9 protein-coding genes are annotated in these 13,312 nt (G+C 57.7%); 7 read left to right on the forward strand and 2 right to left on the reverse strand.

The features are described from left to right. The first annotated feature begins 15 nt into the window (after nt 1–15). Nucleotides 16–5,880, forward strand: a complete 5,865-nt coding sequence (locus VN114_RS06015) for an Hpt domain-containing protein (RefSeq protein WP_325512988.1) — start codon at nt 16–18, stop codon at nt 5,878–5,880. An 81-nt stretch (nt 5,881–5,961) separates the two neighbouring features. Here the strand turns inward: VN114_RS06015 and VN114_RS06020 are convergent, their stop codons facing one another. Beyond that, nucleotides 5,962–7,440 (reverse strand): deoxyribodipyrimidine photo-lyase, encoded by a 1,479-nt coding sequence (locus VN114_RS06020; protein ID WP_325512990.1) that lies wholly within the window; start codon nt 7,438–7,440, stop codon nt 5,962–5,964. Nucleotides 7,441–7,564: 124 nt separating this feature from the next. Here VN114_RS06020 and VN114_RS06025 point away from each other — a divergent pair, with 124 nt between their 5' ends. The 6 genes from VN114_RS06025 to VN114_RS06050 are packed head-to-tail and all read left to right on the forward strand — an operon-like array spanning nt 7,565 to nt 12,196. Then, a complete protein-coding gene (locus VN114_RS06025; protein ID WP_325512992.1) occupies nt 7,565–8,227 on the forward strand; it encodes a YqgE/AlgH family protein in 663 nt (220 codons plus the stop codon). A 33-nt stretch (nt 8,228–8,260) separates the two neighbouring features. Continuing rightward, on the forward strand, nt 8,261–8,644 hold the full coding sequence (gene ruvX / locus VN114_RS06030) for a Holliday junction resolvase RuvX (RefSeq protein ID WP_325512994.1): 384 nt from the start codon (nt 8,261–8,263) through the stop codon (nt 8,642–8,644). Further along, nucleotides 8,644–9,156 carry a bifunctional pyr operon transcriptional regulator/uracil phosphoribosyltransferase PyrR gene (gene pyrR / locus VN114_RS06035; protein ID WP_325512995.1) on the forward strand — a complete coding sequence of 171 codons (513 nt, stop codon included), beginning with the start codon at nt 8,644–8,646 and terminating at the stop codon, nt 9,154–9,156. The genes ruvX and pyrR overlap by 1 nt, the downstream gene beginning before the upstream one ends. Continuing rightward, entirely contained in the window at nt 9,149–10,108 is a 960-nt protein-coding gene (locus tag VN114_RS06040) for an aspartate carbamoyltransferase catalytic subunit (protein WP_325512997.1), read from the forward strand. The genes pyrR and VN114_RS06040 overlap by 8 nt, the downstream gene beginning before the upstream one ends. A gap of 5 nt (nt 10,109–10,113) precedes the next feature. Further along, nucleotides 10,114–11,397 (forward strand): dihydroorotase, encoded by a 1,284-nt coding sequence (locus tag VN114_RS06045; protein WP_325512999.1) that lies wholly within the window; start codon nt 10,114–10,116, stop codon nt 11,395–11,397. Between the two features lie 46 nt (nt 11,398–11,443). After that, entirely contained in the window at nt 11,444–12,196 is a 753-nt protein-coding gene (locus VN114_RS06050) for a lysophospholipid acyltransferase family protein (RefSeq protein WP_325513001.1), read from the forward strand. On the opposite strand, the gene VN114_RS06055 is transcribed toward VN114_RS06050, so the two are convergent. Beyond that, nucleotides 12,166–13,020, reverse strand: a complete 855-nt coding sequence (locus VN114_RS06055; protein ID WP_325513003.1) for a symmetrical bis(5'-nucleosyl)-tetraphosphatase — start codon at nt 13,018–13,020, stop codon at nt 12,166–12,168. The two genes, VN114_RS06050 and VN114_RS06055, sit on opposite strands and share 31 nt — an antisense overlap. Between the last annotated feature and the right edge of the window lie 292 nt (nt 13,021–13,312).

Consider the following 13,312-nt stretch of genomic DNA (forward strand, 5'->3'; position numbering starts at 1 on the left):
CACCGCGAGGCAGTCATGAATACCCCTTCCTCTTCTGCGCCGCAAGGCAGCAGGGAAAACTTCGATACAGGCCCGCTGTCTTGGGTCATCGGTGAAATCCGTGAAGCATTGACGCGTTCCAAGGTCGCACTTGGCGAAGCGTTGATGCAGGATGCCGAAACGCGTTCGACCACGCTGCGCCATGCAAAGACCTATTTGCATCAGGCGCACGGCGCATTGCAGATCGTCGATGTCGATGGCGTCGTCATCATTACCGAGACGGTGGAAGACCTGTTCGATCGTTTCGAGTCGGGCCAGCTTGAACCGGGCGACGACAACGTGGATGCGATCGGCCACGCCTATCAGGCCCTGGTCGAATATCTGGAAGAATTGCTGGCAGGTTTGCCGCATCAACCGGTGCGGCTGTTCCCGTACTATCGCGCGCTGCTGCAAGTGCGCGGCGCCGAGCGCATTCATCCGGCCGATCTGTTTTTCCCGAATCTGGCAATCCGTCCGCAGTTGCCGCCGGCAACGCAGACCCTGACGCGCGATGATTACGCCACCTTGCGCAAGCGCTTCGAGCGCGCGTTGCTGTTGTTCCTGAAGGACGACGGTTCCGGCAAGGCCAGTGCAGCCGTGATGCGCGATATTGTGCAGCGGGTCGAGCAGGCGCAGGCCACATCACAGACGCGCGGTTTCTGGTGGGTCATGCACGGTTTTGCCGATGCGGTCGCAGCCGGGCAGGTGCAGAACGAACTGTATGTCAAACAACTGTTTGCCCGTATCAACCTTCAAATTCGTCGTCTGAGCGAAGGTTCGTCGAGCATCACAGAACGCCTGTTGCGGGATGCGCTGTTTTTCATCGCGCGCGTTGAACAGCCATCGGCAATTGCACAGCAGATTCGCAATGCCTATCAGCTCGATGGCGTCGTTCCGGTCGATTACGAGAAAAAACGTTACGGCCAGATCGATGCGCAGTCGCTGGCAGGCGCAAAGGAAAAACTCGCGCAGGCAAAGAATCTGTGGAACCGCATCGCAAGTGGCGACGCTGGTGTGGCTCAACCGTTCGAGAAGGAAATGGCCGGACTGGCGGATGCGGGCAGCCACCTGAATGCGCCGGCGCTGGCAAAGCTCTTGCGCGAACTCAGCGGTATTGCACGCCATGCGGCGCATTCCCGCCCGGGCGATACACTCAGTCTTGAAATCGCCACCAGTCTGCTGTTCGTCGAGAACGCACTGCAGCAGATCAGCCATCTGTCCGATGATTTTTCCGACCGCGCCGAGGCACTGACGACACGTCTGCTGTCTGCCGTAGCAGGTGAACCGTTGACGCAATCAGCGCAATGGCTGGATGACATGTCGCGAGAAGCGCAGGAACGCCAGACGATGGCTGCCTTGTCCGGTGAAATGCAATCAAGTCTGCGCCAGGTGGAAAAACTGCTGGACGAGTATTTCCGCGATCCGCAACAACGCGAAGGCTTGTCGGATATCGACAGCATCATGTATCAAATCAGCGGCGCGTTGTCCGTCCTCGATCAACAGGATGCCGTGCGCGCAGTACAACATACGCAGCAGGCAGTGCGTCGTTTCATCAATGCCGAAGAGCTGCCGGAGCAACAGGAGTTCGAACAGGTCGCGCAGAACGTCGGCGCACTGAGCTTCTTCATCGAAACACTGCAACTGCATCCGGAAGGCGCGAAGAATCGCTTTTCGTTCGACGAACAAGGCGGCATCTTTCGCGCGAATCTGACCGAACGTAACGAATCATCGAACGCGTCGCTGGATGTCGAAATTCCGCAGATGGAACAGGCTGCGGAAACAACGTTGCCAACCGTGGAGGCCGAGCTCGCCTATCACCAGAAGCAGTCGGAAGAACTGGCGATTTCATTGATGGATGAGCCGACGAATCCGTTACTGCAGGAGCAGTTGAAGGAATCGCTCGAGCAGGTGCGTCTGGACGCGACCCTGGTCGATAATCCGGAAGCGAACGATCGTGCACGTGCGGCTCTCGACATGCTTGAGCATCCGGATTTCGTGCCGTCGCACGATGCGATGGAAGACATTGCACTGGCAACCGCAGCGCCTGTAAAAGCGGCGCCATCGGTACCAGAAATTGCGGCACAGGCAACACCGCAAACCGACGAGGCGATTGATGCCGAATTGCTCGAAATCTTTTTGTCGGAAGCAGTCGAAGTCCTCGATTGCGTACGGCAGACATTGCCGGCGTCACGCAACGCACCGCACAACCAGGAATACCTGACGACATTGCGTCGCTCTTTTCATACCCTGAAAGGCAGCGGTCGGATGGTTGGCCTCGCCGCGTTTGGTGAAGCTGCGTGGAGCGTGGAGCAGGTACTGAATTTGCGTTTGTCCGAGACGCGCGGTGGTGATCCTGATCTGTACACGATGCTGGACAATGCAGCGACGGTACTGGAGGGATGGGTCGACGATCTGAATACGCGCGGATTTTCCGAGCGCACAGGCCGTGCCCTGATCGACGCATCGGAGCGCGTGAAAAATGGCGATGCCTTCTATTATGACGGTGCAAGCGAGCAGAGCCGTATTGATGAACCATCGTTGCCGGTAGCTGAAACATCCGATGCACCGTTAAACGTGCCAAACGCAGTCGACGACGACGGTTTGGATGATGGATTCGGCCTTGATATCAATGAATCCCCAGTTGCTGCCGAGGCAGAAGAACTCCAGTTGAGCGATGAGGAGCTTGCGCAGTTTCATCGTTTCGATACAGCGCCGGAAGTACAGACGCAAAACGTGTCCGAAGAGATTGGAAGTGACATTGTCGAAGCGATCGACAACGTTCCCGACGTGGCGGAACACAGTTCCGTGTCAGCGGTCGCGGATGTGATCGATTTTCCGGGCAAGCCGTCACCGGCTGCACGGGCCGATGACAACATCAAGCGTATCGGCGATCTGGAAATCAGTTTGCCGCTGCACAATATCTATCTGGCGGAAACAGACGAGCTGGTACGTCTGCTGTCGATGGATTTCGCCGAATGGCGTCATGAGCCGGATCGCCATGTCAGCATCCAGGCCGTACATGCTTCGCATTCGCTGGCCGGCAGCTCTGCGACCGTCGGTTTCATGCCGCTGCACCAGATTGCCTATGCCCTGGAGTCCGTTCTTCAATATCTGGCACGCAAACCGGTCAAGCTGTTGCTGACCGAATACGATGTGCTGGAGCAAGCCGTTGAGCGAATCCGTTTCATGCTGCAGATGTTTGCGCTTGGAGAAATGCCGGATGAAGAACCGGCGCAAGTCCAGATTCTGGAAAGCATGCCGGAAGATCTGGAGGCACGTTCCGTTTCGCGTGCGACGGCATCCGTCGAACCGATCGACATTCCGGTCGCTTTCGATCCGGCTGTCGTAAAAACGACCGATGTGTCATTCGAACCCGCAGTGCATGGGGGTGAAACCACGTCGCTTGCCGAGCAGGCGTTATTTGAAGAACCCGTCTATCCGCGTAACGGGGAAGAACTTGCCGATCCATCGCTGGTCATCCACGACGAAATCGACGCCGATCTGCTCGCCGTCTTCATCGAGGAAGGCCAGGACATGCTCCCGCAAATGGGGCAGGCATTGCGCGCCTGGCAGCAGAATCCGGGTGAGGCTTCGTTGCCTCAGCAGCTGCTGCGCATCCTGCACACGGTCAAGGGCAGTGCACGCATGGCCGGTGCAATGACGCTCGGTCAGCACATGCACGAGATGGAAACCCGCATCGAAAACATCACGCATGCCGGTTATCCCTCTGCGTTGGCATTCGACGATCTGCTTGGACGTTACGATCACGGTTTGCATCTGTTCGAAAAATTGCTGTCGCCTGACGCCGCCGAGCCGGCAGTGACGGCCGACAGCCAGTTCTCGCAACCGGAAGAATCGTCGACCGCGGAAGAGCAGCCGCCGGTGGTGCAGAGCCTGATGCCGGTAGCCGACAATCGTGCAGCGCCGATGCCGGTCGTGCCGGCGGATGCGAATACGCGTTCACTGGCGGCGCCGGCGTCGACACCGCTGGTCCGTGTGCGCGCGGACATTCTTGATCGCCTTGTCAATCAGGCGGGTGAGGTATCGATCTCGCGCTCCAAGCTGGAAACGGAAGTCGGCACATTGCGGCAATCGCTGGGCGAGTTGTCGGAAAACGTTTCGCGTCTGCGCGATCAGTTGCGCGAGATTGAAATGCAGGCCGAGTCGCAGATCAGTTCAAACATGGGTGCATCTGCAGAGCGCGAATTCGATCCGCTCGAATTCGATCGCTTTACCCGTTTGCAGGAACTGACGCGCATGATGGCCGAAAGCGTCAGCGACGTCGGTACCGTTCAGCAAAACCTGAATCGCACAGTGGACAGCGCAGTCACCGATCTGAGCATGCAGGCACGGCTGACGCGCGATCTGCAGCAGGATCTGATGCGGGTGCGCATGGTGCAATTTGCCAGCATCTCCGAACGCCTGTTCCGCGTCACGCGCCAGGCGGCAAAGGAAATGGACAAGCGCGTCAATCTCGATATTCGCGGTAGCGCGGTCGAAGTTGATCGCAGCGTGCTGGAAAAAATGGCCGGCCCTTTCGAACATCTGCTACGTAATGCCATTGTGCACGGCATCGAATCGCGCGAGCGGCGCCAGGCTGCCGGCAAGAATGAAACGGGCGAACTGCTGGTGGAAATCCGTCAGGAAGGCAACGAGGTGGTCATTCACTTCTCGGATGATGGCCAGGGTCTGAATCTCAACAATATCCGCAACAAGGCAATCGCCAGCGGCTTGCTGACGGATGATGCCGAATTGTCCGATGCGGAAGTGACCGACATGATTTTCCATCCGGGTTTTTCGACTGCGGAAGAAATCACGGAACTGGCCGGCCGCGGCGTCGGCATGGACGTTGTGCGTTCGGAAGCGGCCTCGCTGGGCGGTCGTGTCTCGATTACCTCGGAACCGGGCAAGGGAGCGCAATTCACGATTCACCTGCCGTTGACGCTGGCAGTCACGCAGGTCGTGCTGCTGTCGACCGGCGGCAAGACGTATGCAGTACCGTCGGTACTGGTCGAACAGGTGCAGCAGTTGAAGACCGGTCCGCTCGCTACCGCATACAACGAAGGCGCGGTGATGTGGCAATCGCAACGCGTGCCGATGCATTATCTGTCGGCTCTGCTTGGCGATATCGATGCAACGCCGGTCACGCAGCATTATTCGCCGTTGCTGATCCTGAAGAGCGGCAACGATCGCGTCGCACTGCACGTCGATGAAGTGCTCGGCAACCGGGAAGTCGTGGTCAAGAACATCGGACCGCAATTGTCGCGGATGATCGGTATTGCCGGTGCGACCGTACTTGGTTCCGGCGAGATCGTTCTGATCCTGAATCCGGTACCGCTGGCGCAACGCGCCGCGCAGGAAAACATTCGCGCGCCGCGTTTGACGGCATCCGATGCGCCGGACGGCATGGGAGCCGTGGCGGAAATGGCGTCGTTCGAACCGGCCGCACGCCATGTCGAACCGGTGCAGGGTTTGCGTACGCAACCGATCGTGATGGTGGTGGACGATTCGCTGACCGTACGTCGCGTGACGCAACGCTTGCTGACGCGCGAAGGTTATCAGGTGGTGCTGGCGAAGGACGGCGTCGATGCACTGGAACATTTGCAATCGATCACGCCGGACGTCATGCTGGTCGATATCGAGATGCCGCGCATGGATGGTTTCGATCTGACTCGCAATGTGCGCGACGACGAACGTACGCGCGGTATTCCGATCATCATGATCACATCGCGGACGGCAGCCAAGCATCGTAATTTTGCGATGGAACTTGGCGTCAACGAGTATCTCGGCAAACCGTATCAGGAAGATGTATTGCTCGAATTGATTTCCGGATTTGTCAGCAAGTCGGTGGCAGCGCGCTGATCGTTCAGGTTGTTTATCCAGTTGTCATGAAAAAATCCCGCCTTGTGCGGGATTTTTTTTGATGACGCGGAGCAGGCAAGATCACTTCGTCACTTTCCTGACAACGGCATATCGTTGCAAGGTTCGCGAGCGTGCTTCTTCATGCACGACAATCGGTTCCGGATAATTCTTTCCCAATGAAATGCCGGTTGCTTCCAGTTTGGTTGCCGGCAATTGCCATGGTGCGTGGATTTCCTTGGCATCGAGTTTTGCCAGTTGCGGCAGATAACGCCGGATGAATTTGCCTTCCGGGTCGAACTTTTCCGATTGCGTAACGGGATTGAAGATGCGGAAATACGGTTGTGCGTCGCATCCAGAGGACGCAGCCCACTGCCAGCCACCGTTGTTGGCAGCGAGATCGAAGTCGTTCAGTTTTTCTGCGAAATAACGCTCGCCCCAGCGCCAGTCAATGCCGAGATCCTTGATCAGGAAAGAGGCCGTTACCATGCGCAAACGATTGTGCATGTAACCGGTCTGGTTGATTTGTGCCATTGCGGCATCGACCAGCGGATAACCGGTCCGGCCGTCACACCATGCCTGAAAAAGGCGTTCGGCGTGCGTGCCCCGTTCCCATTTGATGGCATCGTAATCCGGTTTGAACGCATGGCCGACCACCTGCGGATGATGCGCGAGAATCATGAAGTAGAAATCGCGCCAGATCAGTTCCGACAACCATACAGCGGCACCGTTACCGCCTGTCCCGGCACGCATGGCATCGAGTGCATGTCTTGCCAGCGCGCGAATGGAAATGGTGCCGAACCGCAAATGGACAGATAGATAGGACGGACCTTTGACGGCGGGAAAATCACGAGTCCGGTCGTAGTGATGCAAACGCTCGGCAAAATCATCGAGCAGGATTTGCGCGCCATGCGTACCGGTCGGAACGGGCACGCCGTTTGGATCGACTTCCTCGAAACCTAGTTCTGGGAGAGTCGGTATACCCGCATTGCCTGTCTCGTTCCGCGGTGCTGCAAAACGATCACGAAATGATTCGATGTCATAAGAACGCAGGCAGGCAACGTCCGAATCGAGGTGCAGTTTTTTCAGCCACGCGTTTTTGTAAGGTGTGAATACAGAGAATGGCGTGCCTGATTGCGTCAGTATCTCGTCCTTCTCGAAGACAACCTGGTCCTTGAACGTACGGAGAGTGCGACCTTGTGCGGTCAGCGCGACGGCCACCGCAGCGTCGCGTGCAATCGCCTGCGGTTCGTAATCGCGGTTGGTAAAAACAGCATCGGCTTTCAATGTCTCGGCCAGCGCCGGAATGGCCGTTTCCGCATTGGCATGCAGAACAATCAGACTGCCACCGAGTGCGCGCAATTCGGCATCAAGCGCGATCAGGCTGGCGTGGATGAACGCAATACGGCGATCTTTTTTCGGCAGCGGTTCGATAATGGCGCGATCGAAGATGAAAACGCAGAAGACCCGCCGGCTTTGCGACAGGGCATGATGGAGAGCCGCATGATCAAAGCTGCGCAGATCACGGCGAAACCAGACCAGGGATGTGCCGGATTGGGGCATGAGCAATTGTTATGTTGTCTACATCGGAAAGAAGACGACACTATGCCGGAAAACCGCCCGGGGCATGGCGATGGAATGAAAAAACGGCCGAAACCGGCCGGGCAAAACTGCTAGAATAGCGGCCATGTCGAAGCAACGTAAGACCAGCAACCCTGCCAACGAACCCGGCTCACCCTGGGATTCTCTCGATTTTTCCTCCGCTCCCGAAATTCCGAATCAAGACGAACTGAATCTGGCCGATCATTTTTTGATCGCGATGCCGTCCATGCTCGATCCTGTTTTCGGTGGGACCGTCGTCTACCTGTGTGAACACAATGCCAACGGCGCACTCGGCGTGATCATCAACAAGCCGACTGACATGACGGTCGAAACGCTGTTGAACCGCATCGATCTGAAACTGGAAATCGTTCCTGACCTGCACGTGGAAAAGGCGCCGGTCATGTACGGCGGCCCGGTACAGTCGGACCGCGGTTTCGTGCTGCACGCACCGATTGGCGACTTTTCATCGACGATGCCGGTGACGGAAGAGGTCGCGCTGACGACATCGAAGGATATTCTCGAAGCAGTGGCGACGGGCAATGGACCCAATCGCATGCTGGTCAGCCTCGGTTGTTCCGGCTGGGGTGCAGGGCAGCTCGAGGATGAAATTACGCGCAACGGCTGGCTGACGGTTCGTGCCGATCAGGCCATCCTGTTCGACCTGCCGCTGGAACAGCGTTTTGCCGCAGCGCTCAAACTGCTGGGCATCGATCCGCTGATGCTGAGCGGCGAGGCAGGGCATGCTTGATGCGATAAATGTGGCGGACGGAGCGCGGGCGTAGTGGAAACCATATTGGGTTTCGATTTCGGCTTGAAGCGCATCGGCGTCGCAGTTGGCAACACCTTGTTGAAGCAGGCGCAGCCGCTGACCATCATCAGCGCCGCGACCAACGACGAGAAATTTGCAGCCATCACCGAATTGATGCAGCAATGGAAGCCCGCACTGTGCGTCGTCGGCCTGCCGAGCCACCCGGATGGGGCAGAACATGAAATGACAGCGCGTTGCAGGCGTTTTGCCAACCAGTTGCATGGGCGGTTTGATGTGGCGACGGTGCTGGTGGATGAACGCTATTCATCCGCAGTGATTTCACACCAACGTGGCGATCTGATCGACGATCAGGCTGCCGCAATCATCTTGCAGCAATATTTCGATGGCACAACGTGATGACACTACCGAATCCTGAACTCGACGCCGAAGCGCTGTATCAGTCGCTGTCGGCGCAAGTCAAAGCCGGTCTGGCAAAGGCAGAAAATGTTGCGATCGTCGGCATCCACTCCGGCGGCGCGTGGCTGGCCGAGCGGCTGGCGATGGAGATGCAGCTGGGCGAGCGCCTCGGCTTCATCGATGTCTCTTTCTATCGCGACGATTTCGCGGAAAAAGGCTTGCGTACCGACGTCAAGCCGACGCAGATTCCGTTCGATGTCGATGGCGCCACCATCCTGCTGGTCGACGACGTGCTGTACACCGGCCGCACCACGCGCGCGGCGATCAACGAATTGTTCGACTATGGCCGTCCGGCACGCATTCTTCTTGCGGCGCTGGTTGATCGCGGCGAACGCGAACTGCCGATTGCCGCCGATTTCGTGGCGCAGACAATTTCCATTCCCGACCGGCAATCGCTGGTACTTCAACGGGCCGACGACGGCCGCCTATCCCTGACGGTAGACCATGCATAATCCGCAACTGAACAAGAACGGCGAGCTGCAACATTTGCTCACCATCGAAGGCCTGCCGAAGGCGAACATCCTGCACATTCTCGACACCGCGTCGTCATTTGTCAGCATCGGCGATCGCGAGGTGAAGAAAGTGCCGCTGATGCGCGGCAAGAGCGTCTTCAATCTCTTCTTCGAAAATTCGACGCGTACGCGCACCACGTTCGAGATCGCATCGAAGCGCCTGTCGGCCGATGTCATCAATCTGAACATCGCCGCGTCGAGCTCCAGCAAGGGCGAATCGCTGCTCGATACGATCGACAACCTGTCGGCCATGCATGCAGACATGTTCGTCGTGCGTCATGCGGAATCCGGCGCCCCTTATCTGATCGCCAAACATCTGAACGACACGATGCAGCCGCATGTGCACGTCGTGAACGCCGGCGACGGCCGTCATGCGCACCCGACGCAGGGTCTGCTGGACATGTACACGATCCGCCACTACAAGAAGGATTTCAGCAATCTGACGGTGGCGATCGTCGGCGACATTCTGCACAGCCGCGTCGCTCGTTCCGATATCCACGCACTGACCACACTCGGCGTGCCGGAAGTGCGCGCCATCGGTCCGCGCACGCTGCTGCCGAGCGGACTCGAGCAGATGGGCGTGCGCGTGTTCACCGACATCAACAAGGGTTTGAAGGACGTTGACGTCATCATCATGTTGCGCCTGCAGAATGAACGCATGAGCGGCGCGCTACTGCCTTCGGCGCAGGAATTTTTCAAGAGTTACGGTCTGACGACGGAACGCCTCGCATTGGCGAAACCGGATGCGATCGTCATGCATCCAGGTCCGATGAATCGCGGCGTCGAGATTGAATCGGCAGTGGCAGACGGCACACAGGCAGTGATTCTGCCGCAGGTGACATTCGGCATTGCGGTGCGGATGGCGGTCATGAGTATTTTGGCGGGAAATTAAAAGAGATGAAAATCCATATCAAGAATGGTCATCTGGTCGATCCGGCCAACGGCATCGATGCAAAGCAGGATGTCTTCATTGCCGCCGGCAAGATTGTCGGCATCGGCAAGGCGCCGGCAGATTTCACGGCGACCAAAACGATCGATGCAAACGGGCTGGTCGTCGCACCGGGCTTCGTTGACCTGAGTGCGCGTTTGCGCGAACCGGGCTACGAACACAAGGCGACGCTGGAATCGGAGATGCAGGCAGCAGTGCAGGGTGGCGTTACCAGCCTCGTTTGTCCTCCAGACACCGATCCGGTGCTGGACGAACCGGGTCTGGTCGAAATGCTCAAGCATCGCGCCAAGAACCTGAATCAGGCACACGTCTATCCGCTCGGTGCGTTGACGACCGGTCTGAAAGGCGAAGCGCTGACGGAAATGGCCGAGCTGACCGACGCCGGTTGCATCGGCTTCGCGCAGGCCGATCAGCCGATTCTCGATACGACCGTATTGCTGCGTGCGATGCAGTACGCAAAGACCTTCGATTACACCGTGTGGCTGCGCCCGCAGGATCCGCATCTTGGTCGCAATGGCGTCGCGCACAGTGGTCCCGTCGCCTCGCGTCTCGGCCTGTCCGGCGTGCCGGTAATGGCGGAAACGGTTGCGCTGCATACGATTCTGGAACTGGTGCGTGTCACCGGTACGCGTGTCCATCTGTGCCGCATGTCGACCGCTGCCGGACTGGAGCTGGTGCGCGCCGCCAAGAAGGAAGGCTTGCCGATTACCTGTGACGTCGGTGCGCATCATGTGCACATGACCGAAATGGATATCGGCTTCTTCGATGCCAACGCGCGTCTGACGCCACCGCTGCGCAGCCAACGCGATCGCGATGCGATTCGTGCGGCATTGCTGGACGGTACGGTCGATGCGATCTGTTCCGACCACACGCCGGTCGATGACGATGAAAAACTGCTGCCGTTCGGCGAAGCATCGCCGGGAGCAACCGGTCTGGAACTGTTGTTGTCGCTGGCTTTGAAATGGGGCGACGAATGCGGCGAACCCAAACAGGGCTTGTCGCGCGCGATTGCGAAAATCACGTCCGATGCAGCACGTATCGTCGGACTGCCATCGGGGCAACTTGCAGTCGGCGCTGTTGCCGATATCTGCCTGTTCGATCCGTCTGTGCGCTGGACAGTTGCGGCACCCGTGCTGGCAAGCCAGGGCAAGCACACCCCTTTCCTCGGCTACGAACTGGCCGGTCAGGTGAAGATGACGATGGTTGCCGGGCACATTGCATTCCAGCGCTGATCAACTGCCGGATGAATCAGCACCGGTGTGTGTGCAAGGCGGTCGCATGATTGCGTGGGTATTTCTGCGTGTGATGCTGCATCTGCTTGCCGGACTGGCGACCGCTGCCGTTGTTTTTCCATGGGTAAATGCTGCGAATCGCGACCGACGCATCAAACGCTGGTCAATCGGATTGCTGACTATTTTGCGCATCAGGGTCGAAGTGCGGGCGGAGAAAAATGCGGTGCATCAGGGTGGGGAACTGATCGTCGCCAATCATGTATCGTGGCTCGATATCTTCGTCCTCAACTCGTTGCAACCTTGTCGTTTCGTCGCCAAGGCGGATATCCGTAGCTGGCCTGCGCTTGGCTGGCTGTGCGAAAAATCCGGCACGGTTTTCATCGCGCGCGGCAAGCAGCGCGAAATCAGGCATGTTTATGAAGGTCTGGTCGTGAGCCTGAAGAAGGGTGAACGCATCGCCTTTTTCCCGGAAGGGACGACCGCCGCACAAGGCACGTTGCTGCCGTTTCATCCCAATCTGTTCGAAGCCGCCATCGAGGCGAACGTACCAGTGCAGCCGTATGCATTGCGTTATGTCGATGAGAAACGGAATCTGCACGGCGCGGCCGATTTCATTGGCGACATGACCTTTGTCGACAGCATGCTGCTGATCATGCGCTCCGGCAGGATGATGGCGCAGTTGATGCCGTTGCCATTGATCGACTCGACCGGCATGCATCGTCGGGATCTGGCGGTGGCTGCGCGACAATCGATTGCCGCCGGACTCGGTTATGTTGTCGAGGCCGAACGCAGCGTCTGATTTTTCTTTCCCGGCTGCTGATGTTGCGGGCAGTCGACCTGCACGATAGAACGATCCTGCAGGTTGACCGCAGTCAGCTTGCCGCCCCACACACAACCGGTATCGAGTCCGATCAGATTCGGGCGCAATGTCAGTCCCAACGTCGACCAGTGACCGAAGACGACAGTGACGTCTTCAGTTTGTCGTTGCGGCAGATCGAACCACGGTTGCAATCCGTCAGGCGCATTGGCAAGACTCTCCGATGTTTTCAGATCCATGCTCGAATCGGGATGGCAGTAGCGTATGCGCGTCAATGCGTTGACGATGCAGCGAAGACGATCGTCTCCCTGCAGATTGTCGTCCCATCGATCCGGCTGATTGCCGTACATCTTCTTCAGAAAATCCTGCCAGTTCGGTCCTTGCAGCGACGCTTCCACTTCGCGTGAAAGATCCAGCGTTTGCTGCGCAGTCCACTGCGGCAGGACGCCGGCGTGCACACATAGATGTCCATTCTGTTCCAGCGCCAGTGGCTGATGTCGCAACCAGGTGATCAGCTCATCGCGATCGTCGGCGGCAAGAATGTCATCGAGCGTATCTGCTGCGTGCGGCTGGCGCAATCCGCATGCGACTGCCAGCAGATTCAGATCGTGATTGCCGAGAACGATGCGGGCGCGGTCCTCCAGTGCGCGAACATGTCGCAGCGTTGCCAGCGATTGTGGACCGCGATTGACAATGTCACCGACGAAGACGAATTGTGCATTCGGGGTAATCGCATCGATTTTTTCGAGAAGGACGACGAGCTGGTTATTGCAGCCCTGCAGGTCGCCGATAGCATAAGTGGTCATGGATGCAGCATACAGTGGAATCCGCAAGTGATTATAAAGAGCGGAGAATCATCCGTCTTTGGTGAGATGACGCGATGTGTTTTATTGAAACTTAGCATGCCGGACGCGTGTCATACCGCGGAGATTTCAATTCGACTCGACTGTTTTGCAGGTTTTACTTCCCACGCCCTGATTTACAGGTGTTTTGTACAGGGAAATGTAATGCTGCTGACATCGTTCTCCCGGATTTCTCCTCGATACGTCAAATGCAATACGTCGCAGTTAAAATGGCGGCTAAGTATTTCTCTTGCGC

Source organism: Oxalicibacterium sp. (assembly GCF_035565035.1).
GTDB lineage: Bacteria > Pseudomonadota > Gammaproteobacteria > Burkholderiales > Burkholderiaceae_D > Oxalicibacterium.